This is a genomic window from Reyranella sp. (assembly GCF_004297405.1).
Classification (GTDB): Bacteria; Pseudomonadota; Alphaproteobacteria; order Reyranellales; family Reyranellaceae; genus Reyranella.
The window spans coordinates 13,198-38,944 of the sequence record NZ_SCVC01000021.1 but is presented as its reverse complement, the minus strand read 5'-3'; the positions used below and the strand labels follow the sequence as shown (position 1 = coordinate 38,944).

Genomic DNA, 25,747 nt, shown 5'->3' with positions numbered 1-25,747 from the left:
TCGCTGGGGCCAGCCCCCAGCGACGGCAAGAGACGGCGCTCAGACCGTCCGTTCGACCATCAGCTTCTTGATCTCGGCGATGGCCTTTGCCGGGTTCAAGTGCTTCGGGCAGGTCTTGGTGCAGTTCATGATCGTGTGGCAACGATAGAGCCGGAACGGATCCTCGAGCTGGTCGAGGCGCTCGCCCTTGGCTTCGTCGCGGCTGTCGGCGATCCAACGATAGGCCTGCAGCAGGATGGCCGGGCCGAGATAGCGCTCGCCGTTCCACCAGTAGCTGGGGCACGAGGTCGAGCAGCAGAAGCACAGGATGCACTCCCACAGGCCGTCGAGCTTGGCGCGCTCCTCCGGCGACTGCAGCCGCTCGCGGGTCGGCGGCTGGGTCGTCGACTTCAGCCACGGCTCGATCGAGGCAAGCTGCGCGTAGGGCACGTTGAGGTCAGGCACCAGATCGCGCACCACCGGCATGTGCGGCAGCGGGTAGATCTTGATGTCGCCCTTCACCTCGGAAATGTATTTGGTGCAGGCCAGCGTATTGGTGCCGTCGATGTTCATCGCGCACGAACCACACACGCCCTCGCGGCAGGAGCGGCGGAACGTGAGCGAGCTGTCCATCTCGTTCTTGATCTTGATCAGCGCGTCCAAGATCATTGGACCGCAGGTGTCCATGTCGACTTCGTAGGTGTCGACCGACGGGTTCTTTCCGTCGTCGGGCGTCCAGCGGTAGACCTTGAACGTCTTGATGTTCTTGACGCCCGCAGCCGCCTTGTACGTCTCGCCGACTCCGATCTTGGAATTGGCGGGAAGAGCGAACTCAGCCATTTCTTCCTCTCGAACTCAGTAGACGCGCGCTTTGGGCGGGAACGACTGAACGTCGTTGCTCATCGGCTGCAGGTTGACCGGGCGATAGTCGATCCGGGTCTTGCCGGTCTTCTCGTCGACCCACACGACCGTGTGCTTCAACCAGTCCTTGTCGTTACGCTCGGGGAAATCCTCGTGCGCGTGCGCACCACGGCTTTCCTGGCGGTTGGCGGCGGAATAGATCGTGCCCTGGGCCTGGAGGATCAGGTTCTCGAACTCCAGGGTCTCCATGAGATCGGAGTTCCAGATCATCGAGCGATCCTTGACGCGGATGTCGTCCTTGCCGGCGAACACCTTGTCCATGTTCTGACAGCCTTCGGCCAGGCTCTTGGTCGTGCGGAACACCGCGCAATCGTTCTGCATGGTCTTCTGCATGTTGGCGCGCAGTTGCGCCGTGCCCGTGCTGCCCGTGGCGTGGCGCGCCCTGTCGAGGCGGGCAATCGCCTCCTCGCCGGCATTGCGCAGATCCTTGTGCGTCTCGCCCGGCTTCATCATCTCCGCCACGCGGTTGGCGGCGGATCGGCCGAACACGACCAGTTCGAGCAGCGAGTTGGAGCCCAGACGATTGGCGCCGTGCACGCCGATCGACGCCGCTTCACCCAGCGCCATCAGGCCCTGCACGACGGTGTTCGGATCGCCGTTCTTCACGGTCATGACTTCGCAGTGATAGTTCGCCGGGATGCCGCCCATGTTGTAGTGGCAGGTCGGCAAAATCGGGATCGGCTGACGGGTGACGTCGACACCGGCGAAGATGCGCGCGGTCTCGGCGATGCCCGGTAGGCGCTCGTGGATGACCTTCGGGTCGAGATGCTCGACGTGCAGCTCGATGTAATCCTTGTTGGGGCCGCAGCCACGGCCTTCGCGGATCTCGATGGTCATCGACCGGCTGACGACGTCGCGCGAGGCGAGGTCCTTGGCCGACGGCGCATAGCGCTCCATGAAGCGCTCGCCGCTGGCGTTGGTGACGTAGCCACCCTCGCCGCGCACGCCTTCGGTGATCAGGCAGCCCGCACCGTAGATGCCGGTCGGATGGAACTGCACGAACTCGAGGTCCTGCAGCGGCAGACCGGCGCGTAGCGCCATCGCGCCACCATCACCGGTGCAGGTGTGGGCCGACGTCGCGGTCGCGTAGACACGGCCGTAGCCGCCGGTCGCCAGCACCACGCGATGGGCGCGGAAGCGATGGATCGTGCCGTCGTCGAGGTTCCATGCCATGACGCCGCGGCAGACGCCGTCGTCCATGATCAGGTCGAGCGCGAAATACTCGATGAAGAATTCGGCGTTGTTCCTGAGCGACTGCTGGTAGAGCGTGTGCAGGATGGCGTGGCCGGTGCGGTCGGCTGCGGCGCAGGTGCGGTGGGCGATGCCCTTGCCGTACTCAGTCGTCATGCCGCCGAACGGGCGCTGATAGATCTTGCCCTCGGGCGTACGGCTGAACGGCACGCCGAAATGCTCGAGCTCGATGATCGCCGGGATGCCGTCGCGGCACATGTATTCGATCGAGTCCTGGTCGCCGAGCCAGTCGGAGCCCTTGACCGTGTCGTACATGTGCCAGCGCCAGTCGTCCGGGCCCATGTTGCCGAGCGCCGCCGAGATGCCGCCCTGCGCTGCCACGGTGTGGCTGCGGGTCGGGAACACCTTGGTGATGCAGGCCGTTTTGAAGCCCTTGTTGGCCATGCCGAAGGTGGCGCGCAGGCCGGACCCGCCGGCACCGACCACGACCACGTCGTATTCGTGATCGATGATCTTGTAGGCGTTGCCGCCAATGCTGAACGTACCTGCCGCCGCGCCGTTGCTCTTGCCGCTGCTTGCCTCGGCCATGTTCAGCCTCCGAATCCGATACGCAGGATGGCCACCGTCGCGGCCAGCCCGAAGAATACTGCGATAAACCTGATGGCGACGATCGACGCCAGCTTCAGCCCCTCGTTATGGACATAGTCCTCGATCACGACCTGCATGCCGAGCTGGGCGTGGTGCAGGCCGATGACGATCGTCAGGATCAGCAGCACCATCACGACCGGCGAGCCGATCCAGGTGCGGGCCGCGGCCAGATCGGCGCCGCTCAGCATCACGAGCGAGACGGCGAACCAGACGACGAGCGGGATGAGCGCGACAGCGGTGAGGCGCTGCGCCCACCAATGGTGCACTCCCTCCTTGGCAGAGCCAAGACCGCGGGCGCGGGACAGAGGTGTTCTGAGGTCGCTGTTCATGTGCCTCTCCTCAGATCAGCCGCAGACCGACGATCCACGACACAGCGGTCGCGACCAGCGACACCACGACGACCAGCCAGCCGCTGCGGTAGGCGTCCTTGAGCTCGAAGCCATAGCCTGCATCCCAGAAGAGATGCCGAATGCCGTTGAACAGATGATAGAAGACGCAATACAGCCAGCCGCCGAGGAAGATGCGGCCGACGATCGAGCTGTTGAAGCTCTGGAACATCTCGTAGGAGCGGGCGCCGCTGGCGGCGCAGATCACCCAGACGGCGAGATAGAGCACGCCGACCGAGAGCGCGATGCCCGTAGCGCGGTGCAGGATGGAAAGAACGGACGTGAGCTGCGGCTTGTAGACCTGCAGATGCGGAGAAAGCGGCCGGTGCACCGGCCGATTGGCGACGCTCATCGCGTTGAAACCTCAAATGCCTTGAAGCGGCTGCGCTTTTGTACCTCGCAACCGCTTCAAGTCAACGAATGTCGGCTTTGCGAGTGCGTTAAGCCTTAGATTCTGCAATGGAAATTCGTCTACCGAACGGCGCTCACGCCCTGCGCCGCGGCATCAGCAGCCAATAGTCGAGATCGAGCACGACGGCGGGGTGGTACTTGCCGTCCGCGCCCTTGCCCGGCCACGTGCTACAGGGGCAATCTTTGGCGGCAATGCTTCTCATTCGCAACGCGCCGAGATCAGCATGGCCTGGCAAGGTCGCTTTCTCCAGCACCTCCGACCAGGCATAGATCGTGTCGCCGCCGAAGGTCGGCGCGACATGGCTGCCGGCGTTGATGGCGGCAACGCGGAAGCCGTTGGCCAGGCCGTTGAACGACAGCGCCCGCGCCAGCGAGATAACGTGGCCGCCATAGGCGAGGCGCCGGCCGAAGCGCGTGCTCTTGCCGGCGAAGGCATCGAAGTGAACGCGCGCGGTGTTCTGATAGAGCCGCGTCGAGAACATGTGGTCGGAGTCCTCGAGGGTGATGCCGCTCACATGGTCGATGCGCTCACCGACCTCGTAATCGTCCCAACGATAGGACGATCCGGCCGCGACATCGTCGTAGCCCTTGAGCGACAGACCCTTTGGCACAATGAGATCGGCGGGCGCGACCGATGGCGCCGTCTTGGGCACGACGGTCTCCGGCACCGCAGCGGCGGGATCGCGCTTGTGCACCATCACCCAGCGCACATAGTCGAGCACCATCTCGCCGCGCTGATTGAGGCCGGTCGAACGCACCCAGACGACGCCGCTCGCACGGTTGGAATTCTCGCGCAGGCCCAGCACGGTCGAATGCGCCGACAGCGTATCGCCGGGATAGACCGGAACGCCCCAGCGGAACTCGGCATAGCCCAGGTTAGCGACGGCATTCAGCGAGATGTCGGGCACGGTCTTGCCGATCACGACATGGAACACCGCCAGATCGTCGAGCGGCGCCCGCGGCAATCCAAGGGCGCGGGCGAATTCGTCCGACGAGTTGATGGCGAAGCGCGAGCCATAGAGCGCGACGTTCAGCGCCGCATCCGCTTCCGTCATCGTGCGCGGCGTGGCGTGGCGGATCTCCTGGCCGACGCGGAAATCCTCGAAGAAGTTTCCGGCGACCGCTTCGCTCTTGGTCTTGGCCTGGGTGCTCATGCCGCCTGCAGCTCCTTGATCGCGGTGGCCAGCGCCAGCGCGCGCTCGGCCTGCTCGACGTGAAGGTTCTCGATCATACGCCCATCGACGGTGACGACGCCCTTGCCCTCGGCCTGCGCCGTCTTGAAGGCGGTGACGATCTTGCCCGCCATCTCGAGCTCGGCGGCCGACGGCGCGAACACCTCGTTGCAGGGTTCGACCTGGCTGGGGTGGATCAAGGTCTTGCCGTCGAAGCCCATTTCCAGCCCCTGCTGGCAGACGGCGCGGAAGCCTTCGGCGTCCTGAATGTCATTATAGACACCGTCGAGGATCGTGAGCCCATGCGCACGGGCCGCGAGCATGCCGAGCCCCAGTGCTGTCGCCATCGGCAGGCGCATCGGCGTGTGACGTGCGCGCATGTCCTTCACCAGATCGTTGGTGCCCATGACGAACAGGGTGAGCCGCGGATGCGATCCCGCCACCTCGTCGGCGCGCAGGATGCCCTTCGGCGTCTCCATCATCGCCCACACCGCCATCGACTTGGGCGCGCCGGCAGCATCGAGCTGGGCAACCACGCTGGCCACCTCGGCCGCACTTTCGACCTTTGGCACCAGCACTGCGTCTGCGCCCGACTTGGCGATGGCCGCGATATCGGCCTTGCCCCACGGCGTTGAGAGGCCATTGCAGCGAATCACGATCTCGCGCTTGCCGTAGCCCTTGCTCTGCGCCGCGGCCACGACGTTGGCGCGCGCGGCTTCCTTCGCGTCGGGCGCCACGGCGTCCTCGAGATCGAAGATCAGCGCATCGGCCGGCAAGGTCCGCGCCTTCTCCAGCGCGCGTGTATTGGCACCCGGCATGTAAAGGACGCTGCGGCGCGGACGAACGGTTGTCGACATGTCAGGGCTCCCAACGATCCTCGGCGAAAACGCGGCGGACTATAATGGCGGACCTCCTTGTGGCAAGGTGCCTGCGTCCATGCGCTTCCTCTCGCTCCAGAGCCATGTTGCCTACGGCTACGTCGGCAATCGGGCGGCAACCTTTCCCCTGCAACGATTGGGCCACGAGGTCTGGGCGGTGAACACGGTCGAGTTTTCCAACCATACGGGCTATGGCGCGTGGCGTGGCCGCGCCGCCTCGGCCGAGCAGGTCGGCGAAATCGTCCAGGGCATCGAGGCGCTGGGCCAGTTTGCACGCTGCGACGGATTGCTCACCGGCTATGTCGGGGATGCAGCGCTCGCCACCGTCATCCTCGATACCGCACGGCGGGTGCGGGCTGCCAATCCGCGCGCCCTCTGGTGCTGCGACCCGGTGCTGGGCGACATCGACACCGGCATCTATGTGAAACCGGGGATCGACGTTTTCTTCCGGGAACATGCAATTCCTGCCGCCGACATCGTGACCCCCAACCATTTCGAGCTCGAACACCTGACCGGGCGTCGAATATCGACCCTGGACGAGGCGCTGGAGGCCGCGCGTACGCTCCTCGGCGGTCCCCTCAGCGGCCCCAAGCTCGCCCTCATCACGAGCCTGCGCCGCGCCGACGCGCCGGTGGACCTCATCGAGATGGTCGCGGTTACCCACGAAGCCGCCTGGCGCGTGGCCACGCCGCTGATCGGCTTCCCGATTGCACCGAATGGAACCGGCGACGCCGTCGCGGCGCTCTTCACGGCCCACTGGATCGCCGGCAACGACGTAGCCGACGCCTTGGGCAAGGCAGCTTCATCGATCTTCGCGGTCCTCGAAATCACGCTGGCGATGGGCGAACGCGAGCTTCAGCTCGTGGCCGCCCAGGAGCGGCTGGTCGCGCCGCCGCGGCGTTTCACGGCAGAGAAACTGTAGCGCCGCGATGCAGGTTCCGGGCTTCGTGTTCAATCCCATCGCGCTCGCCATCGAGGGCGCGGCCATCGGCTTTCTGATTGCCGTTCCCGTGGGGCCGGCCGCCGCCCTCTGCATTCGCCGCTCCATCACCGTCGGCGCTGTCGCAGGCTACATGACCGGAATCGGCGCGGCCCTGGGCGACGCGGTGTTTGGTGCCGTTGCTGCCTTCGGCCTGTCGTTCGTGCAGACTTTCGTCGCTGAACACGAGGCCTGGCTTCTCGGCGTCGGCGGCATCGTGCTGGTGATCATGGGATGGACGACGATGCGGCACCGGCCGCGCAATGTCGGCGACCCCGTGGCCGACGATCGCGAGCATCAGCTCTCGACACATCTCCACTACGCGACGTCGAGCTTCTTCATCACCGTGTTCAATCCGCTGACGGTGATGGCGTTCGGCGCCGCCTTCGCCGGCCGCAACCTCGCGGGCGTCGGCAGCAGCCTGCCCGATGCGTCCCTGCTGGTCGCCGCAGTGTTCTGCGGCGCACTCGCCTGGTGGACGATCATCTGCACGGCGTCGGTGGCGCTCAGGACGCGCTTTACCGGCACCGGCATGTTGTGGCTCAACCGTGGCTCGGGTGCGGTGATCCTGGGCTTCGGCCTGGTTGCCCTGATTTCGCTGCTGCCCTTGCCGTGGAAGCAGATCGGCAAGACGCTCGGCGTCTGACGCGGCCGCTCAGCAGAGCATGCGACTGAAAATCGCCCCTTCCACAACCGCGGAAGGGGCGATGCGTCTCAGATCCGCTCGATGATGATCGCCGGCGCCATGCCGCCGGCGGCGCACATGGTGACGAGACCGAACTGCTTGTTCTGCCGCTCCAGCTCGTCGAGGACGGTGCCGATCAGAATGGCGCCGGTCGCCCCGATGGGATGGCCGAGCGCGATCGAGCCGCCGTTGACGTTGACCTTGTCGCGATCGAGATCGAGATCGCGCACGAACTTCTCGGAGACGACAGCGAAGGCCTCGTTGATTTCCCAGAGGTCGATGTCGGACTTCTTGAGACCGGCCTTCTCCAGGACCTTCTTGGCCGCCGGCACCGGCGCGTTGAGCATCAGCTCGGGGCTGTCGCCCATGTTCGCCATGGCGACGACGCGAGCGCGCGGCTTGAGGCCGTGGGCCTTGGCGTAGTCAGGCGACGCGAGCAGGACGGCGGCCGAGCCGTCGACGACGCCGGAGGAATTGCCGGCATGATGGACGTGCTCGATCTTGAGGTCGGGATAGGCCTGCAGGATGAGCGAACGATAGGTCATGCCCTTGTCGTCGAGCGGGGCATCGGCCATCGCCGTGAAGGCGGCCTTGAGCTGCGCCAGACCCTCGCGCGTCGTCTGCGGACGCGGATATTCCTCGCGGTCGAGGGCGAGCGTGCCGTCTTCCTTGTAGACGGGGATCAGCGACTTGTTGAAGCGACCCTCGGCAATGGCGATGGCGGCGCGCTGCTGGCTGATATAGCCGGCCTCGTCCAAGGCCGTGCGCGGAATCTTCTCCAGCGTGGCAATGGCGTCGGCGCAAATGCCCTGATGCGTCTGCGGATGATGCAGGCGCAGGCGCAGATTGCCGTTGTCCATGACTGGCGGGCCGCTGCCGCGGCTGCGGTCCATCGACATCATCTCGGTGCCGCCGGCGACCACCAGATCTTCCATGCCCGACTTGATGCAGGCGGCGGCGAGGCTCACGGCGCTGATGCCCGAGCCGCAGAAGCGGTCGATCGTGATGCCGCTCGCCTTGACGTCATAGCCGGCATCGAGGGCCGACATGCGGCCAAGGTCGCCGCTTTGCTTCGAGACCTGGGCGGCAGTCCCCCAGATCACATCGCCGACCTCTTTCGTGTCGATCTTGTTGCGCTCGGCGAGCGCCTTGAGAACGGTCGCACCGAGCTGCTGCGGATGAACCTCCCACAGCGCGCCCTTGCCGGCCTTGCCGACGCCGCGCGGCGTGCGGCAGGCGTCGATGATCCATGCTTCGGTCATTGCTTTCTCCTTCCTCGGGTTTCAGCTCAGCGCGGCGCCATGCGGATGGCGCCGTCGATGCGTACGTCTTCGCCGTTGAAGTAGCCGCAGGTGATCATCGTGTGGGCGACCTGCGCATATTCCTCGGGGCGGCCCAGGCGCTTGGGGAACGGCACGGAGGCAGCCAGGGCAGCCTTGACGTTCTCCGGCGCACGCGCGAGCAGCGGCGTGTCGAAGATGCCGGGCAGGATGGTGTTGCAGCGGATGCCTTCGTTCGAGAGGTCGCGCGCCACGACGAGCGTTATGCCGACAACGCCAGCCTTCGAGGCGGTGTAGGCCACCTGGCCGATCTGGCCGTCCTCGGCCGCGACCGATGCCGTGTTGAGGATCACGCCGCGATCGCCGTCGGGCTGCGGCGCTAGCGTCAGCATCCCCGCCGCCGACTTGGTGATGCAGCGAAACGTGCCGATGAGGTTGACGTTGATGATCCGCTCGAAGTTCTCCAGCGGATATTCCTTCGGCGCACCGGTCGTCCTGTCGAGCGACGCGGTCTTCTGGGCACCGCCACCGACGCCGGCGCAGTTCACCAGAATGCGCTCCTGCCCGTTGGCGGCCCGCGCCTTCGCGAACCCTGCCTCGACCTCTTCGGTCGAGGTCACGTTGACCTTGCAGAAGACGCCGCCGATTTCCTTGGCGAGCTTCTCGCCCTCTTGCTCGTTGAGGTCGAAGATCGCGACCTTGACGCCGTGCGAGGCGAGCATGCGCGAGGTGGCGGCACCGAGGCCGGAGGCGCCGCCCGTAACGACCGCCGATACTGTCTTGTCGAGTTGCATTGTGGTCACTCTCAAATGATTGCCCCGTCGACGGGGCCACCCCGAGTGTTAGAGCATCACCCTCATCACCACCAGCTGGGCCGTCAATGTCAGCCAGCGCAGAGCGAACCCGAATTTTCGATCAGCGGTTTGTCGCGCAAGGCGCCGCAGCGCCCCGCGCCCAAGACCTTACGCCAAAGTGCAGCTTTCCTCGAAGGTGAAGCGCGGGCTGCGGGTGAAGAGCTTTGCCGGATCGCCGTAGCCGATGTTGCACAGGAAGTTCGACTTCACCTTGCCGTCCGGAAAGAAGGCCTGATCGACCTTGGCATTGTCGAAGCCGCTCATGGCGCCGCAATCGAGGCCGAGCGCACGCACGGCAACGATCAGATAGGCGCCCTGCAGGCTGCCGTTGCGGAAGGCCGTGGGCTCCGCCGACGGCTTGCCCTTGAACCAGGTGATCGCCGTCTGGTCGTGCGGGAACATCCGCGGCAGGTGCTCGTAGAATTCCGGATCGTAGGCCACGATCGCCGTCACCGGCGCGGCCATCGTCTTCTCCGTGTTGCCGGCGCTAAGCGCGGGCCGGAGCTTCTCCTTGCCTTCCTTGGTACGCACGAAGACGATCCGCGCCGGCTGGCAATTGGCCGAGGTCGGGCCCCATTTCATCAGGTCGTAGATGGCGCGGAGTTGATCGTCCGTTACTGGCTTGGGCAACCAACCATTGTGCGTGCGGGCCGAGCGGAAAATACTGTCCAGCGCCTTGTCGTCGAGCATCGAATTCCTCTTTGAAGTTGGTGAACCCTAACCAAGCCCACCGTGGCGGTCGAGGCACGCAGCCGTGATCGGGTTACGAGGTCGCAACCCCTTCCCGCTACGCGGATTGTGCTAAGTTTATCGCCAGCCGCACACAGGGTTTTTGTCGATGCTGCCCGTTCTGCTCGATCCTGCGAAATTCAAGGATGCATTCATCACTGCCAAAGGTGAGCAGCGCGCCCATGTTGCGCTGAAGGCGCTCGATACGCTGTGGTTCAACACCGGCACGCTCTGCAATCTCACTTGCCGCAATTGCTACATCGAATCCTCGCCACGCAACGATCGGCTGGCCTACCTGACGGCCGCCGAAGTCAGCGACTATCTCGACGAGATCGAACGCGATGGCCATGCCACCCGCCTGATCGGTTTCACCGGCGGCGAGCCCTTCATGAATCGCGAGCTGCCAAAGATGCTCGACGATGTGCTGTCGCGCGGACTCAAGGCGATGGTGCTGACCAACGCCATGAAGCCCATGCACAAGATGAAGGCGGAGCTACTCACCTTGCTGCAGAAGCACGGTCGCAACCTCACCGTCCGTGTCTCGGTCGATCACTACGGCCGCGACCTGCACGAAGAGGAGCGCGGCACGCGAAGCTGGAAGCCGACCCTCGACGGGTTGAGGTGGCTCTGCGACTCGGGCTTCGATGTCCATGTCGCCGGGCGGCGCTTCTCGATCGAGACCGAAGAAGAAGTGCGCGCCGGCTATGCCCGCCTGTTCGATGAACTCGGCGTGTCGATCGATGCACAAAACCCCGGAACGCTCGTGTTGTTCCCCGAGATGGATCCGACGGTCGACGTGCCGGAGATCACGACGGCCTGCTGGGGCATCCTGAAGAAATCACCTGACAGTGTGATGTGTGCCTCCGCCCGCATGATCGTGAAACGCAAGGGCGCGGCGCGGCCTGCCGTCGTCGCCTGCACGCTCCTGCCCTACGATCCGCAGTTCGAGCTGGGCGAGACCCTGGCCGACAGTGTCGGCGCGGTGCCACTCAACCATCCGCACTGCGCGAAGTTCTGTGTCCTGGGCGGTGCCGCCTGCAGCCAGTAGCGACGGACCTCGACGTCGTCATTCCGACTCTCAATGCGGGCCGCACCCTGGCTCGCACGCTTTCCGCGTTTCGCGACAGCGACCTGGGCCTCCACATCACCGTCTGCGATGGTGGATCGACTGACGACACCATTGCTATCGCGCAGCAGGCCGGTGCCACGGTCGTGACAGCGACCATTGCTGGCCGCGGCCCGCAGCTTGCAACGGGCGCTAACGAAGGCAGCGCACCCTGGATCCTCTTCCTGCATGCCGACACGGTTCTCGGTCCAGGCTGGAACGCCGCGGTCCGCAGCTTCACGTCTCGCAAGACAAATGCCGGCAAGGCCGGTTACTTCCGGCTGCACTTCGACACACTTGATCCGCGTGCACGCCGCATCGAAAGGCTCGCCACCCTGCGGTGTCGCCTGCTCGGACTGCCCTATGGTGATCAGGGTCTGCTGGTCTCGCGGGCGCTCTACGAATATCTCGACGGGTTCAAACCCTTGCCCTTGATGGAGGATGTCGAGCTGGTGCGCCGCGTTGGTGCGAAGAACCTGATGCCGCTCGACGCCGAAGCCCTTACGTCAGCGGCGCGCTACGAGCGCGATGGTTGGCTGAGACGGCCATTGCGAAATCTCTGCTGCCTCTCGCTCTATTTCCTGGGCGTGTCGCCACAGGCCCTTCAACGGTTCTACGGCCGATGAGGCGCCATCTCGTCATCTTCGCGCGCGCGCCGCAGGCTGGCCGCGTCAAACGCCGACTCGGCGCGGAGATCGGCGTTCTGGAAGCGGCGCGCTTCTACAGGTCGCTGTTGGCTGGGCAGATCGCGCGACTGGCCAAGGATCGTCGCTGGACGGTCTGGCTGTTCATCACGCCTGATCACGCGCTCGATCACATCGTCTGGCGCAATCTCGTACCGGCAGCGCGACGACAGCCGCAGCGACAGGGCGATCTCGGCCGGCGCATGAAGCTACCCTTCCTGTCGTTGCCGCCAGGACCGGTCGTGCTGGTCGGCAGCGACATTCCGCATTTGCGTCGCCATCACATCGCCCGCGCTTTCGCGCTGCTGGGACGGCACGACCTCGTCTTCGGTCCGGCAAGCGATGGTGGCTTCTGGTTGATCGGCGCCAAGAGGACGCGACCGCTCCCGTGGACGCTGTTCGCCGGGGTGCGCTGGTCGACGTCGACAGCGCTGGCCGACACGCTGGCCGGGTTGCCGCGCCACATGACGACTGCTCTCGCGGACACGCTGGATGATGTCGACGACGCCGAGGCCTATCGCCGGCTCTGAGCCTGCTATTGGTGCTTCAGGGTGTGGAGCTCAGAGCGCACCGCGGCGAAGACAGGCGACCAGTCGCCGGAGACGGATTGCCGGAACAGGCGCGCCGAGCGGTACCAGGGCGCACTTTCACCGCCGAGCTGCCAACGCCAGTCGGCCGCCGACGGCAGCAACACCCAGGTCTTGATGCCCATCGCGGCGGCGAGATGGGCGACCGGCGCATCGATCGAGATCAGCAGGTCGAGCTGCGACAGCGCGGTCGCGGCTTCGGCAAAATCGAAGATGCCGCGACCGACATCGTGCACCAGGCCACCAGCGCCGAACTGCTGGATATCTTTCTGGTGCACGCCACCTTGCAGGCTGAACACCAGCAGCTCGGGATCACCGGCAAGGGGGAGGAACTGCGAGAACGGTACCGAGCGTTGGCGATCCTGCGCCTGGCCGGGCATCGCGGCCCAGTAGATGCCGACCCTGAGCTTGGCGCGGTCGAGCGTGCCGAGCTTGATGCGACTGTCGTCCGGCGCACGAAGATAAGCAGGCTCGGTCGACAGCGCGATGAAATCGACACAGCAAAGATGCGGCAGCGACACCATCGACGCGTGAAGATCGAACGAGGGCAGCGCTTCACCCTCGGCCACGACCTCGTCGACATAGTCGACGGCGCGTAGCAATTCCTTGAGGAGTGCCTGGCAGAGCACGATCACCGTCGCTCCACGGCGCTTCAACTCGCGCGCGAAGCGCACGAACAACAGCACGTCGCTCAGACCCTGTTCGGGATAAAGCAGGATGCGCCGGCCTTCGAGTGGTCCGCCATCCCAAGCGGGCTGCGGGAACTCAGGCGTCGGTGTTTCCGGCAGGCGCTTGCGTGCTTCGTAGGCGGCGAAGCCCGGCGCGAGTTCGCCGCGCATCAGGAGGGCGATCGCAAGCTCGACACGAGAGCGACGGCTGTCGGGGTTGAGCGTCAGCGCGCGGCTGAAGCAGCCGACGGCTTCGTCGAGACGACTGAGGTCGCGCAGACAGAGCGCGAGATTGAAGAAGCCCTCGGCATAATCGCGATTGAGCGCGATCGACTGGAAATGATGCTTCACCGCTTCGTCAGGACGATTGGCGGCGCGCAGAGCGTTGCCGAGATTGGAATGCAGCGCTGGGTTCTGCGGATCGGCGGCCAGCGACAGGCGATGATGCGCCACCGACGCTTCGAGCTTGCCTGCCAGCCGCAATGCGACACCGAGATTGTTGTGCAGCTCGGCATGATAGGGCCGGACGGCGAGCAGCCGGAGATAGGAAGCGATCGCCTCGTCGAGACGGCCGGCGCGATGCGCCTGCGAGGCCAACCGAAGCTGTTGCACAAAGCTGTCGGCATCGCTGCCGAACAAGGGCGTCGGCGCGTCGGTGGCCGTGGACTCCGGCCTCGTGGGATGCAGCGTCGGCGTGTCGTTCACGGCACTCGCTCGTACGGGAGCAACGTATCCTACATCAGCCCGTCATCTTAAACATCTGCGGGCCCATAGAAAAACGGCGCGGTCCCGAAGGTTCCGCGCCGTTTCAATGTCCGGAAAAGCGGACGATCGCAGCTAGATATAGCCTTTGATCAGTTCCTCGGCGATCTGGACGGCGTTCAGCGCCGCGCCCTTGCGCAGATTGTCGCTGACCACCCACATCGACAGGCCGTTATCGACGGTCGGATCGACACGCACGCGGCTTACGAAGACGCCGTCCTGGCCGGTAATCTCCTTCGGCGTCACGTAACCGCCCGGCTCGCGGCGGTCGACGACGAGCACGCCAGGAGCGGCCGCGAGCAGGCGCCGCGCCTCGACCTCGTCGAGCGGCTTCTCAAGCTCGACGTTGATGGCCTCGGCATGGCCGACGAAGGTCGGCACGCGCACGCAGGTCGCGTGAACCTTGATCTTGGGGTCGAGGATCTTCTTGGTCTCGGCCACCATCTTCCACTCTTCCTTGGTCGAGCCGTCTTCCATGAAGACGTCGATCTGGGGAATGACGTTGAAGGCGATGTTCTTCGTGAACTTCACGGGGTCGAGCGTCTGGTTGACGAAGAAGCTCTTGGTCTGGCTGACAAGCTCGTCCATCGCTTCCTTGCCGGCGCCCGACGTCGACTGATAGGTCGACACGACGACGCGCTTGATGCCGGCGGCTTCGTGGATCGGCTTCAGCGCGACCACCATCTGGATGGTCGAGCAGTTCGGATTGGCGATGATGCCGCGGCCCTTGTAGCCGGCGATCGCCTGGGCGTTGACCTCGGGCACGACCAGCGGCACGTCGGGGTCCATGCGCCAGAAGGACGTGTTGTCGATCACCACGGCGCCGGCCTTGGCCGCGCGCGGGCTGTGCTCAGCCGACACCTTGGCGCCCGGCGAGCTCAACACGATGTCGATGCCCTTGAAGTCGAATTTCGCGAGGTCCTGGACTTTAAGGATCGATTTGTCGCCGAACGAAGCCTGCGCGCCGACCGAACGGGCGGACGCCAACGCAACAACGTCATCAGCCGGGAAGTTTCTCTCGGCCAGGATCTGCAACATTTCGCGACCAACATTTCCGGTCGCGCCGACGACGGCGACTCTGTAGCCCATGACTTTATGCGCTTTGTGTGCGCGCTCCTCTGATTGGAAGGACAGAGGGAGATACGCGCCGAGTCCCCCTTTTGCAAGGAAACCGCCGAAAACAGCGGTTTGTTGCGGCATCTGGCCGATCTACGAAACCCTGTCGACGGCCAGCCTTGACGGCGACCGAGGCCCCACGCCCATATCGGCGCGAAAGGGAGATTCAATGACCGAGACAGGCCTGCCACTCGCAGGATTGCGCGTACTGGATATCAGCTCGTTCATCGCAGCCCCCGCAGCGGCCGTCGTGCTGGGCGACTGGGGCGCCGACGTGATCAAGATCGAGGGGCCGGACGGCGACGCCAACCGCAAGATCATGCACGACTCGGCCAACTACCCGAAGGCGGACGTCGACTACCCCTGGCAGATGGACTCGCGCAACAAGCGCTCCCTGGCGCTCGACCTCAAGCAGCCCGCTGCGCGTGCCGCGCTCGACCGGCTGCTCGCCGTCTCCGACATCGTGATCTGCAACTTCCCGCCGCCGGTGCGCGACAAGTTGAAGCTCACCTACGAGGACATGAAGAAGGTCAACCCGAAGCTGATCTACGCCTCGCTGACGGGTTACGGTGAAACCGGCCCCGATCGCGACCGGCCGGGCTTCGACGTCACCGCCTACTTCGCGCGCTCCGGCCTGCTCGATGCGCAGCGCTACGAAGGCGGCCCGCCGGGCGTGCCCGTACCGGCGCAGGGCGACCGCGCGACGGCGATGACCCTCGTCTCCTCGATCCTGCTGGCGCTAGTCCATCGCATGAAGACCGGCGAAGGCTCCTGGGTCGGCACGTCGCTGCTGGGCAACGGCCTGTGGTCGTGCGGCGTGATCGCCCAGGCCGCGTTGGTCGGCGCTTTCCTGCCGCCGCGCCCGCCACCGGAACGTCCGCGCACCGCACTGGGCAACATCTACCGCACCAAGGACGATCGCTGGATCCAGCTCACCATCGTGCGCGAAGACAAGCTCTGGGCGCCGCTCTGCCGTGCATTGGAGAAGCCGGAGCTGCTCGACGATCCACGCTTCGTCGAGATCAGCGAACGGCGGCAGCGCTCGGCCGAGCTTGCCGCGATCTTCAGCGAGACCTTCGCCACCCAGCCCTACGAACATTGGCGCAAGGCGCTGGCCGCCCACGAGATCACGTTCGGTGTCATCAGTCGGCCACAGGATATTCCCGACGACGAGCAGGCGGTCCATGCCGGCGCCGTGGTCGAGACCGCCATTCCCGCGATGCCGCGCACGCTCGCCAATCCAATCCGCGTGAGCTTCGCGGAACAACGGATCGCTCATGCCGCCCCGACGCTCGGTCAGCACACCGATGAAATCCTGGGTGAGATCGGCCTCTCGACGGATGAGATCGCCGGCCTGCGATCGACGGGCGCGGTGAGATGAGCGAAGACGCCAGTAACGAAGAACCGCTGCCGCTCGCTGGCCTCCGCGTCCTCGACATCAGCTCGTTCATCGCGGCCCCCGCCGCGGCGGTGGCGCTGGCCGATTTCGGCGCCGACGTGATCAAGGTCGAGCCGCCCGTCGAGGGCGACCCGCACCGCAACAGCTACCGCAACGCGAGCTACCCCCAAAGCGATCCGCCGGACGACCGGAACTTCCCCTGGCAGCTCGACGGCCGCCACAAGCGCTCGATCGCGCTCGATCTCAAGAACGACGACGCCCGCACGATCCTCGATCGCCTGCTGCAGAAAGCCGACGTGCTGATCGTCAATTTCCCGCCACCCGCACGTGAACGGCTGCGGCTGCGCTGGGAAGACATCGAACCGATCAACCCGCGCCTCGTCTATTGTTCGCTGACCGGCTACGGCGAGAGCGGCCCTGATCGCGACCGCCCCGGCTTCGACATCACCGCCTATTTCGGCCGTTCGGGCATCCTCGATTCCGCCCGCTATGAAGACGGTCCGCCTGGCCTGTCACTGCCCGCCCAAGGCGATCGCGCCACGGCGATGACCCTGGTGGCCGCGATCCTGCTGGGGCTGCGGCGACGCGACCAGACCGGCAAGGGCGGCTGGGTCGGCACGTCGCTCTATGCCAATGGCGTCTGGGCCAACGGCACGTCCGCCGCTGGAGCGGTGATCGGCGCCAAGCTGCCGCCGCGCCAGCCACCCGACAAGCCGCGCAACGCCCTCACCAACCTCTATCGCACCAAGGACGATCGCTGGTTGCAGCTCCTCATGGTGCGCGACGATCGTCTCTGGGAGAAATTCTGCGCAGTCATCAAGCGGCCGGACCTGTTGGCCGATGCGCGCTATGCCGGACGCCCCGAGCGCCGCGCCCATGCCCTCGAGCTGGGGGCCGAGCTGGCGTCGATCTTTGCCACCCGGACCTACGCGGAATGGGAGCAGGCGCTAGCCAGCACCGGCATTCCTTTCGGCGTCATCGGACGTCTGGTCGACGTGATCGGCGACGAGCAGGCAGAGCATGCCGGCATCTTCGCCGACACGACCAACCCCGAGATCCCGCGCACGGTGAACAATCCGATCCGCCTGGGTTTTGCCCGGCCCCGTCCCGCCGGCCCGCCGCCCGCGGTCGGCCAGCACAACGACGAAATCCTGCGCGAAACCGGTTTCGACGAGGCCGAGATCGCGGCCCTCAAAAAGGCAGGCGCCCTAGGCTAGGACTTTGCGCTAAACTGGGCTCATGGCCGCGCGCTTCCAGACCTACGCCGAGTTCTGGCCGTTCTACCTTCGGGAACACGCCAAGCCAGCGACGCGCGTCGTGCATTATTTCGGCACCATCGCCTCGGCTGTCGTCCTGATCTGGGCTATCGCCACCCAGAGCTGGTGGTGGCTGATCGCGGTTCCGTTCTTCGGCTACGGCCCGGCCTGGTTCGGCCACTTCTTCATCGAGAAGAACAAGCCGGCGACCTTCCAGGCGCCGTTCTGGTCGCTGATCAGCGATTATCGCATGTGCGGCCTATTCCTGACCGGCCGACTCGGCGATGAGCTGATGAAACACCAGATTCGCGGCTGATTCCGCTCCCGCTTACCCCTGTTTGAGGCCCCCTTGCGCCGATGGGGAGCGGAGGCCACATTGCGGACAACACAAATTCCCCCGTCCGAGGACCTATGGAAACGATGCTGAAGGGCGCCGCGCCGCAGGCTGCCCCCGCCGATCTGATCAAGGACAGCGACCAGACCAAGTTCGCCAAGGACGTGCTCGAAACCTCGCGCACGGTTCCGGTGATCGTCGACTTCTGGGCGCCGTGGTGCGGACCCTGCAAGACGCTGCAGCCGATCATCGAGAAGGTGGTCAAAGAAGCCAAAGGCGCGGTGAAGCTGGTCAAGATCGACATCGACAAGAACCAGATGCTGGCCCAGCAGCTGCGCATCCAGTCGATCCCGGCGGTCTATGCCTTCTTCGGCGGCCGGCCGGTCGACGGCTTCATGGGCGCCGTGCCGGAAAGCCAGGTGAAGCAGTTCGTCGATCGCCTGATACAGGCGGCCGGTGGCGCGCCCGGAGCGGACGGCAATGCCAATGAGATCGCCGAACTGCTCGAACAGGCGAAGGCCGCTGTCGCGCAGAACGACATGGAAACCGCGGCGCAGATCTACAGTGAGATCCTGGGAGTGGAGCCCACGAACGTGCCCGCGCTGGCGGGTCTTGCCCGCTACCAGGTCTCGCTCGGCGATCTCGAGCAGGCGAAGGAATTGCTTGAGCAGATTCCCGCCAAGGAACGCACCAGTGCCGATGTCGTGGCGGTTCAGGCCGCCATCGATCTCGCGGAGAAGGCCAAGGAAGCGGGCCCGATCGGCGACCTCAAGGCAAAGGCTGCCGCCGATCCCAAGGATTTCCAGAGCCGCCTCGACCTCGCCATGGCCTATTGGGCCGGCAACCAGAAGCAGAAAGCCGTCGACGAGCTGCTTGCCATGATCAAGGCCGACCGCAACTGGAACGAGGCCGCCGCGCGCCAGCAGCTGCTGAAATTCTTCGAGGCGCTGGGCTTCACCGATCCGATTTCCGTCGATGGCCGCAAGCGGCTGTCGACCATCCTGTTCTCCTGAGGATCGTACGCGACCGATGAGCGACAGCGCCCCGGTTCGCAATCCCTTCGACCTGTCCTTCGAGCAGCTCCCCGAGACGCTGCCGATCTTCCCGCTGTCGGGCGTGCTGCTGCTGCCCGGCGGCCGCTTGCCGCTCAATGTGTTCGAGCCGCGCTATCTCGCGATGGTCTTCGACGCGCTGGCGGGCCATCGCATGATCGGCATGGTGCAGCCCCAGCAACCCGGCGGCTTCGCTGGCGACGGGATGCCGACCAACGACGGCGCGCCCAAGGTGCACAAAGTGGGCTGCGCCGGACGCATCGTCAGCTTCAACGAAACCGAGGATGGCCGCCTGCTGTTGGCCTTGGCCGGCGTGTGCCGTTTCGAGATCGTGCGCGAACTCGAGCCTGCCCAGGGCGGCTATCGCCGGGTTTCTTCCGTGTTCTCGCCCTATCGCGCCGACCTCGACCATGCCGACGAGCTGGTCGAGCTGGATCGCGAGCGCCTGATGGCGGCTCTCGCCGCCTTCTTCCGCTCGCGCAACCTCTCGACCGACTGGGATGCGGTCAAGCAGGCAGCCGATGCCAATCTGGTGACTTCGCTCTCGATGGTGCTGCCCTTCGGGCCGGCCGAGAAGCAGGCATTACTCGAAGCCGCCGACAGCTCGGCGCGCGCCAAGCTGCTGCTCGCCTTTCTGGAAATGAACGCGTTCGGCCAGCCTTCCGACACGCCGCCGCGCCGGACCAATTGAGAGCAGCCCGCCCGCGGGCATGCTATAACGGCCGTCATAAAGACCCAAGGAAAGCAGCGCACGATGAGCCCTCCATCGGACGAACCTGCAGCTCCGCGCCGTGGCGGCGTGGACCCCAAGCTGCTGGAGATTCTTGTCTGCCCGGCGACGCATGGACCGCTCGAATACGACGCGGCCGCCGGCGAACTGATCAGCCGCAAGGCAGGCCTAGCCTATCCGATCCGCGACGGCATTCCCATCATGCTGGTGAGCGAAGCGCGCCAGATTCGCGACGTGCCGTGAGCGCCAGGCCATGACCGCCGACAACTTCCCCAAGGCCGTTCCCGACGGGGGCAGCTATGAATCGACGACGGCGCCCTGGCCGGTCGAGTTGCGTGTCTTCAAGGAAGAGGGTCGGCTTGAAATCGATTTCTCGGACGGCCACGCCTGTTCGCTGACGGCGGAATATCTGCGCGTCGAAAGCCCTTCGGCGGAAGTGCAGGGCCATGGCCCCAGCCAGAAGAAGATCGTCTCCGGCCGCCGTCACGTGAAGATCGCGGCCGTCGAAGCGGTCGGCCACTATGCCATCCGCATCGTCTTCGACGACAAGCACGACAGCGGCATCTACAGCTGGGCGTACTTGCGCGAGCTCAGCGAAACCCACGCCGAACGCTGGGCCGCCTACCAGGCAGCCCTGCTCCATCGCGGCCTCAGCCGAGACCCTTGATTAGATGAAGATCATCATCGCCGGTGCCGGGATCGGCGGGCTGACGGCAGCGATGTGCCTGCATCGCGCCGGCTTCGACGTTCACGTCTTCGAGGCCGTGACTGAGATGCGGCCCTTGGGCGTCGGTATCAACATCCAGGCCGGCGCTGTGCGCATTCTCTCGAACCTTGGGTTGGAGCCCGCGCTGGCGGCCACGGCCATCGAGACGCGCGAGTTGCGCTACGCCAATCGCCATGGCCAGACGATCTGGGCCGATCCGCGCGGGCGACATGCCGGACTGCCGTGGCCGCAATTCTCGATCCATCGCGGCGAACTGCAGATGATCCTGTTTCTCGCCGCGCAGCAGATGCTGGGTGCGGACCGCATCAAGTTCGGTCGGCGCATCGCGGATTTTGCACAGGATCAAACGAAGGTCACGGCGCATTTCGCCGATCGTGACGGTCACATTGTCGAGGAAGCCACAGCCGACCTTCTGATTGGCGCCGACGGCATCCATTCGGCCGTACGGGCACACTTCTATCCGAACGAAGGGCCGCCCAAGTGGCAGGGCATCCTGATGTGGCGCGGCGTCACCGTGGGCAAACCTTATCTCGGCGGCGCGACCATGGTGCAGGCCGGCCATCACAATCAGAAGTTCGTCTGCTATCCGATCAGCCGCGCGCATGCCGAACGGGGCGAAGCGCTGATCAACTGGATCTGCGACCTGCACATGGGCGACGGCGCCCTGCCCTCGCGCGAGGACTGGAACAAGCCCGGCAAGCTGGAAGACTTCCTGCCGCGCTTTGCCGACTGGAATTTCGGCTGGCTCGATGTGCCGGAGGTGATTCGCACCGCACATACGATCCTGGAATTCCCGATGGTCGATCGCGATCCGTTGCCGCGCTGGAACCATGGCCGCATCACGCTGCTGGGCGATGCAGCGCATCCGATGTACCCGATCGGCTCGAACGGCGCGTCGCAGGCGATCCTCGATGGCGAAGCCATCTCGCAGGAACTCAGCGTCGGTGACGACCCCGAAGCGGCGCTGAAGCGCTATGAAGAGCGGAGGCTGCCGCCGACAGCGCGCATCGTCGAAAGCAACCGCCGCAAGGGCATCGACGTGATGCTCGACATCGTCGAGCAGCGCGCGCCACAGGGCTTTACCAATCTCGAAAGCGTGCTGCCATCGGACGAGCTCGAAAAGATCGTCGGCGACTACAAGAAACTCGTCGCCCAGGACCGCGAGACGCTGCTCAAGCTCGCCGGGCGTCCGGCGTGACGACCACAAAATGAAACCGGCCCCTTTCGGGACCGGCCGTGGTGGCGGTTTAAACCGGCCATCACATCGCCGGCCACCACCGATCAAGACTATCGCATTCGACGATGACAGGATTGTGGCACCTGTGACGGACGCAAACAGCCTCGAGTACGGCCTAGAACGATGAGTCTCGCCCGCGCCATCGCGACGGTCGGCAGCTTTACCTTGCTGAGCCGCATCGTGGGCTTCGTGCGCGACATCGTGCTGTCGGCAGTGTTGGGCTCGGGCGCAGTGGCGGATGCTTTCTTCGTCGCCTTCAAGCTGCCGAACTTCTTTCGCCGCCTGTTTGCCGAAGGCGCCTTCTCGGCAGCGTTCGTGCCGTTGTTCGCGCGCGAGCTGCAGGGCAAGGGACGCGAGGAAGCGTTGACCTTCGCGCGCCAAGCGCAGGCCGCGCTGCTTCTTGTCCTGATTCCTTTCACGCTGCTGCTGATCCCCGGCATGCCGTGGGTGATGTCGCTGCTGGCGCCGGGCATGCGCGACGATCCGGCGTCCTTCGCATTGGCCGTCGAGTTCGGCCGCATCACCTTTCCCTATCTTCTGTTTATCTCGCTGGCATCGCTCTATGGCGGCGTGTTGAACAGCATCGACCGCTTCGCCCATGTCGCGGCGACTCCGGTGCTGCTGAACCTCGCGCTAATCGGTGCCGTACTGGGGCTGACACCGCTCCTGCTTAATTCCGGCTACGCCGCTTCGATCGGTGTGGCGATCGCGGGACTTCTGCAATGGTTGTGGCTGCTGATCGCCTGTCATCGCGACGGCGTCAGCATGAAGCTGGTCCGGCCACGCTGGACCGAACGGGTGGCGCGACTGGTGAAGCTCGCCACGCCGGTCGCAATCGGCGGTGGCGTCCAGCAGATCAGCGTCATGCTCGATGTCGTCTGGGCGTCGCTGCTGCCCGTCGGCACGATCTCCGCGCTCTACTACGCCGACCGTATTGCGCAGCTCCCGCTGGGCGTGGTCGGCATCGCTGTCGGCACGGCGCTATTGCCATTGCTGGCGCGCGAGCTGCGGGCCGGCAACGCCCAGGCGGCGATGACCAGCCAGAATCGCGCCATCGAGTTCGGCCTGCTGTTCAGCCTGCCGGCAGCCGTCGCCTTGTGGCTGCTGGCCGATCCGATCATCCGCATCCTGTTCGAGCGCGGCCGGTTCGGGCCCGAAGACACTTGGCGTACCGCCGGCGCACTGGCGGCCTTTGCGGTCGGTCTGCCGGCGTTCGTCCTGGTGAAGGCGCTCACGCCCGGCTTCTTCGCGCGCGAGGATACACGCACGCCGCTCTATATCGCGGTTGCGGCCATCACCACCAACATCGCGCTGAACCTGTTCTTCCTGTACGCCACGACGCTCGCCCATGTCGGCATTGCGTTGGCCTCCTCGCTCTCGGGATGGCTGAACGCCGCATTGCTGGCGGGCGTGCTGCTGAAGCGCCATCACTGGGTGCCGGACAAGCGCCTGGTCTCACGCGCCGTTCGCGTGGCCGGCGCGACCCTCGGCATGGGCGCGGCGCTGTGGGGGGTGATGATCTGGCTGGCCGCACCGCTCGCGCGCCCCGACATTTCGGGCGGCGTTGCGCTCGCTGCGACCTGCGTTGCAGGTATCGCCGCCTATGCGCTGCTGGGTGGTGTGCTGGGAGTCGTGCGGATGTCGGAGCTGCGTTACGTGCTGCGCCGGCAGCCCGGCCTCAAGTCAGCCGACCCAGGCGAACCACAGTGACGCCAGCCTTCAGCGGCCGGCTCGACGACGGCATCACCAGCACGCAATCGTCGTAGGGCGTCGTCACCGCCTCGCCATCGTCGTGGCCCAGCACTGTGCCCGCCTTGGCGATCGTTTCCTGACCCTCGAAGTGCCGCGCCGGCGTGAAGTTGCCGCTCTGCGTCGCGATGGCATGCGTCACCTCGACGACGCGCTGCTTGGCGGGCGTCGGCTGGCGCCAGTCGGCGGGCAGGTCTCCTGCTTCGACGGCTCCCGTCTCGACCAGGAACCGCGCCGCCACATCCTTGGCCACGACGACCGACGAGGCGCGCCAGTGCTGGCCGGTCTCGATCAGCAAAGCGTTCTTCGGACTCTTGGGATCGCCGAAGCCGCCGAAGTCGCGCATGCGCATACCGGCGGCATGGCCAGCATCGCGCACGATGTCGACCGGCGTGCCGATCTTCTTGGCAAAGGCCACACCCTTGTCGAGCGGGCCGGACAGCATCAGCGGCACGCAATCGTCGTGCATGGAGTGCAGGTCGAGCAGCAGGTCGGCGCGCTCGACGAACGGCCTCACGATCTGCGCCCGCTTCGTCTCGACCGTCGTCGCCGGCTGGTCGAGGCGGCCCCACACGCGATTGAAATCCTCGTCGACCAGACGCGACTTGAATGGCGTCTTGGGGTCGAACGAGTGATAAGCGTCGATATTGTTGAACGACAGGATCAGCGTGCCCTGGCGCGGCTTCACGCCCGCGGCGAGGAGCGCATCGACCACGATTGCGCCCGATACTTCGTTGCCGTGCGTCAGCGACGCCACCATGACGGTCGGCCCGGGCTTGCCGCTCTCGAGGACATGGATGTAAGGCGCGGCGCCCTTTTCCCAGCGACGGAGCTCGGGAAACGCGTACTCGATCGGCGGCAGCTCGGACATCGGCGTCAAACCATCCCGGAAAACTATTCGTTCCTTCGCATGCTACCTTGCATCGGACAAGGAGAAGCAGATGTCGCGTACGCGGTTCCGGTGGTTCATCGTCTTCCTGCTGTTTGCGATCACCGTGGTGAACTACGTCGATCGCGCCGCCATCGCCTATGCAATCCCGATGATCCAGCGCGATCTCGGCTTGTCGCCGGCAGCCACCGGCGCCGTGCTGGGCGCCTTTGGTCTGGGCTATGCCATCACCACCCTGCTGGGCGGCTTCGCCGTGGACCGCTACGGCGCGCGGGCGGTGCTCACGATCGCCGCGATCCTGTGGAGCCTGTCGATCGGCATGACCGGGCTGGCGACCACCGTCGCCGTCCTCTACGCCGCGCGCGTGCTGCTCGGCATATCGGAGGGCCCCAACTTTCCCGCCCTCACCGGCGCCGTCAGCCACTGGCTGTCACCGCACGAGCGGGCAACCGCATTGGGCAACACCCTGCTGGCCGTGCCGCTGGCGCTGGCCGTCGGCGGCCCCATCGTCACTCAACTGCTGGGCTGGCTCGACTGGCGGCTCACCTTCATCGTGCTGTTCACGCTGTCCATCGCCTGGGTGCCGCTCTGGTATTTCTTCTTCCGTGACGATCCGGCGGATTCACGCTTCGTCGACAAATCCGAACTCACCCATATCCGCAAGAGCGATCCCGGCGCCTCTGCCGCTCCGCATGCGCCGCTGAAATCCTGGCCGAGTGCTGCGGTGCTGAAGCTCATGCTCACCAACAAGACTCTGCTGGCGAACTACTGGGCCTTCTTCGTCTTCGGTTATTTCCTGTTCTTCTTCATGACCTGGCTGCCGAGCTACCTGGAAAGGCAGTATGGGCTGAACCTCGCCGCCATCGGCCTGTTCTCCGTGCTGCCCTGGCTTTCGGCCGCCCTCCTGCTCTGGGCGCTCGGCCGCTGGTCCGATTATCTCCTGAAGACCACCGGAAGCCTGCGCATCTCGCGCTCCTACCTTATCGCCGGCAGCCAGTTCGTGGCGGCCCTTGCGGTGATCCCCGTGGCGCTCACCAGTGACCTTACCGTCGCCATCGCGGGCATCACAGTGGCGGTCGCGGCGTCGATGGGTGCCAACGCCGCCTACTATGCGGTGAATGTCGACATCGTGCCGCAGCGCGCGGCAACAGCGCTCGGCATCATGGATTTCGGCTTCGCCGTTGCGGGCTTCCTGGCGCCTGCCATCACCGGCTGGGTGCTGGGCCTGCGCGGCTCCTTCGCCGACGGCTTCTTCCTGATGGCAGGCCTTGCCCTGTCATCCGTACTGGTCGTGCTGCTGTTCCATCATCCCGACCGCGATCGGCAGCCGACCTAGGCGA

At 65.3% G+C, this 25,747-nt stretch carries 27 protein-coding genes; 15 read left to right on the top strand and 12 right to left on the bottom strand.

Features of this window, described 5'->3' with window-relative positions; all coding sequences use genetic code 11:
- Positions 1-39: 39 nt before the first annotated feature.
- The 6 genes from EPO50_RS13825 to EPO50_RS13800 form a co-directional block, all read right to left on the bottom strand.
- Positions 40-819, bottom strand: a complete 780-nt coding sequence (locus EPO50_RS13825) for a succinate dehydrogenase iron-sulfur subunit (protein ID WP_296344929.1) — start codon at positions 817-819, stop codon at positions 40-42.
- 15 nt (positions 820-834) lie between these two features.
- Entirely contained in the window at positions 835-2,679 is a 1,845-nt protein-coding gene (gene sdhA, locus EPO50_RS13820; protein ID WP_296344928.1) for a succinate dehydrogenase flavoprotein subunit, read from the bottom strand.
- 2 nt (positions 2,680-2,681) lie between these two features.
- Entirely contained in the window at positions 2,682-3,068 is a 387-nt protein-coding gene (gene sdhD / locus EPO50_RS13815; RefSeq protein WP_296344927.1) for a succinate dehydrogenase, hydrophobic membrane anchor protein, read from the bottom strand.
- 10 nt (positions 3,069-3,078) lie between these two features.
- On the bottom strand, positions 3,079-3,477 hold the full coding sequence (gene sdhC / locus EPO50_RS13810) for a succinate dehydrogenase, cytochrome b556 subunit (protein ID WP_296344926.1): 399 nt from the start codon (positions 3,475-3,477) through the stop codon (positions 3,079-3,081).
- Positions 3,478-3,610: 133 nt separating this feature from the next.
- Positions 3,611-4,690: a MaoC family dehydratase gene (locus EPO50_RS13805; protein ID WP_296344925.1), complete on the bottom strand. Its 1,080-nt coding sequence runs from the start codon at positions 4,688-4,690 to the stop codon at positions 3,611-3,613.
- Positions 4,687-5,565: a CoA ester lyase gene (locus tag EPO50_RS13800; RefSeq protein ID WP_296344924.1), complete on the bottom strand. Its 879-nt coding sequence runs from the start codon at positions 5,563-5,565 to the stop codon at positions 4,687-4,689. Before EPO50_RS13800 ends, EPO50_RS13805 begins: the two co-directional genes overlap by 4 nt.
- A gap of 79 nt (positions 5,566-5,644) precedes the next feature.
- Here EPO50_RS13800 and pdxY point away from each other — a divergent pair, with 79 nt between their 5' ends.
- Together pdxY and EPO50_RS13790 are read left to right on the top strand one after the other, a co-directional pair.
- Entirely contained in the window at positions 5,645-6,508 is an 864-nt protein-coding gene (gene pdxY, locus EPO50_RS13795) for a pyridoxal kinase PdxY (protein WP_296344923.1), read from the top strand.
- Positions 6,509-6,515: 7 nt separating this feature from the next.
- Positions 6,516-7,211 (top strand): LysE family transporter, encoded by a 696-nt coding sequence (locus tag EPO50_RS13790; RefSeq protein ID WP_296344922.1) that lies wholly within the window; start codon positions 6,516-6,518, stop codon positions 7,209-7,211.
- Positions 7,212-7,279: 68 nt separating this feature from the next.
- Here EPO50_RS13790 and EPO50_RS13785 read toward each other — a convergent pair whose 3' ends face one another.
- From EPO50_RS13785 to EPO50_RS13775, 3 genes are all read right to left on the bottom strand, one after another.
- A complete protein-coding gene (locus tag EPO50_RS13785; RefSeq protein WP_296344921.1) occupies positions 7,280-8,512 on the bottom strand; it encodes an acetyl-CoA C-acetyltransferase in 1,233 nt (410 codons plus the stop codon).
- Between the two features lie 26 nt (positions 8,513-8,538).
- Complete coding sequence (locus EPO50_RS13780) at positions 8,539-9,324, bottom strand: SDR family NAD(P)-dependent oxidoreductase (RefSeq protein WP_296344919.1); 786 nt, start codon at positions 9,322-9,324, stop codon at positions 8,539-8,541.
- A 168-nt stretch (positions 9,325-9,492) separates the two neighbouring features.
- Positions 9,493-10,074: a malonic semialdehyde reductase gene (locus EPO50_RS13775; protein WP_296344917.1), complete on the bottom strand. Its 582-nt coding sequence runs from the start codon at positions 10,072-10,074 to the stop codon at positions 9,493-9,495.
- 148 nt (positions 10,075-10,222) lie between these two features.
- Here EPO50_RS13775 and EPO50_RS13770 point away from each other — a divergent pair, with 148 nt between their 5' ends.
- Genes EPO50_RS13770 through EPO50_RS13760 form a run of 3 tightly spaced genes read left to right on the top strand, consistent with a single transcriptional unit; the run spans position 10,223 to position 12,431 of the window.
- Entirely contained in the window at positions 10,223-11,161 is a 939-nt protein-coding gene (locus EPO50_RS13770; RefSeq protein WP_296344915.1) for a radical SAM protein, read from the top strand.
- Complete coding sequence (locus EPO50_RS13765; RefSeq protein ID WP_296345795.1) at positions 11,116-11,844, top strand: TIGR04283 family arsenosugar biosynthesis glycosyltransferase; 729 nt, start codon at positions 11,116-11,118, stop codon at positions 11,842-11,844. Before EPO50_RS13770 ends, EPO50_RS13765 begins: the two co-directional genes overlap by 46 nt.
- On the top strand, positions 11,841-12,431 hold the full coding sequence (locus EPO50_RS13760; protein WP_296344914.1) for a TIGR04282 family arsenosugar biosynthesis glycosyltransferase: 591 nt from the start codon (positions 11,841-11,843) through the stop codon (positions 12,429-12,431). The genes EPO50_RS13765 and EPO50_RS13760 overlap by 4 nt, the downstream gene beginning before the upstream one ends.
- Positions 12,432-12,436: 5 nt before the next feature.
- On the opposite strand, the gene EPO50_RS13755 is transcribed toward EPO50_RS13760, so the two are convergent.
- Together EPO50_RS13755 and EPO50_RS13750 are read right to left on the bottom strand one after the other, a co-directional pair.
- A complete protein-coding gene (locus EPO50_RS13755) occupies positions 12,437-13,861 on the bottom strand; it encodes a tetratricopeptide repeat-containing glycosyltransferase family protein (RefSeq protein WP_296344912.1) in 1,425 nt (474 codons plus the stop codon).
- A gap of 132 nt (positions 13,862-13,993) precedes the next feature.
- Positions 13,994-15,007 (bottom strand): aspartate-semialdehyde dehydrogenase, encoded by a 1,014-nt coding sequence (locus EPO50_RS13750; RefSeq protein ID WP_296344910.1) that lies wholly within the window; start codon positions 15,005-15,007, stop codon positions 13,994-13,996.
- 196 nt (positions 15,008-15,203) lie between these two features.
- Between EPO50_RS13750 and EPO50_RS13745 the strand changes: the two genes are divergently transcribed.
- From EPO50_RS13745 to murJ, 9 genes are all read left to right on the top strand, one after another.
- Positions 15,204-16,415, top strand: coding sequence for a CaiB/BaiF CoA-transferase family protein (locus EPO50_RS13745; protein ID WP_296344908.1), 1,212 nt, complete (start codon positions 15,204-15,206; stop codon positions 16,413-16,415).
- Positions 16,412-17,650 (top strand): CaiB/BaiF CoA-transferase family protein, encoded by a 1,239-nt coding sequence (locus EPO50_RS13740; RefSeq protein WP_296344906.1) that lies wholly within the window; start codon positions 16,412-16,414, stop codon positions 17,648-17,650. Before EPO50_RS13745 ends, EPO50_RS13740 begins: the two co-directional genes overlap by 4 nt.
- A 22-nt stretch (positions 17,651-17,672) precedes the next feature.
- Positions 17,673-18,005: a DUF962 domain-containing protein gene (locus tag EPO50_RS13735; RefSeq protein ID WP_296344904.1), complete on the top strand. Its 333-nt coding sequence runs from the start codon at positions 17,673-17,675 to the stop codon at positions 18,003-18,005.
- 95 nt (positions 18,006-18,100) lie between these two features.
- Positions 18,101-19,036 carry a thioredoxin gene (gene trxA, locus EPO50_RS13730; protein WP_296344903.1) on the top strand — a complete coding sequence of 312 codons (936 nt, stop codon included), beginning with the start codon at positions 18,101-18,103 and terminating at the stop codon, positions 19,034-19,036.
- A 16-nt stretch (positions 19,037-19,052) separates the two neighbouring features.
- Complete coding sequence (locus EPO50_RS13725) at positions 19,053-19,766, top strand: LON peptidase substrate-binding domain-containing protein (RefSeq protein WP_296344900.1); 714 nt, start codon at positions 19,053-19,055, stop codon at positions 19,764-19,766.
- 63 nt (positions 19,767-19,829) lie between these two features.
- Complete coding sequence (locus EPO50_RS13720) at positions 19,830-20,048, top strand: Trm112 family protein (protein WP_020698518.1); 219 nt, start codon at positions 19,830-19,832, stop codon at positions 20,046-20,048.
- Positions 20,049-20,058: 10 nt separating this feature from the next.
- Positions 20,059-20,472 carry a DUF971 domain-containing protein gene (locus EPO50_RS13715; RefSeq protein ID WP_296344894.1) on the top strand — a complete coding sequence of 138 codons (414 nt, stop codon included), beginning with the start codon at positions 20,059-20,061 and terminating at the stop codon, positions 20,470-20,472.
- 4 nt (positions 20,473-20,476) lie between these two features.
- Positions 20,477-21,730 carry a flavin-dependent oxidoreductase gene (locus tag EPO50_RS13710; protein ID WP_296344892.1) on the top strand — a complete coding sequence of 418 codons (1,254 nt, stop codon included), beginning with the start codon at positions 20,477-20,479 and terminating at the stop codon, positions 21,728-21,730.
- Between the two features lie 162 nt (positions 21,731-21,892).
- Complete coding sequence (gene murJ, locus EPO50_RS13705; protein WP_296344890.1) at positions 21,893-23,479, top strand: murein biosynthesis integral membrane protein MurJ; 1,587 nt, start codon at positions 21,893-21,895, stop codon at positions 23,477-23,479.
- Here the strand turns inward: murJ and EPO50_RS13700 are convergent.
- Positions 23,448-24,389, bottom strand: a complete 942-nt coding sequence (locus EPO50_RS13700; protein ID WP_296344887.1) for a succinylglutamate desuccinylase/aspartoacylase family protein — start codon at positions 24,387-24,389, stop codon at positions 23,448-23,450. The two genes, murJ and EPO50_RS13700, sit on opposite strands and share 32 nt — an antisense overlap.
- Before the next feature lie 70 nt (positions 24,390-24,459).
- Here EPO50_RS13700 and EPO50_RS13695 point away from each other — a divergent pair, with 70 nt between their 5' ends.
- Complete coding sequence (locus tag EPO50_RS13695) at positions 24,460-25,743, top strand: MFS transporter (RefSeq protein WP_296344885.1); 1,284 nt, start codon at positions 24,460-24,462, stop codon at positions 25,741-25,743.
- Positions 25,744-25,747: the final 4 nt, after the last annotated feature.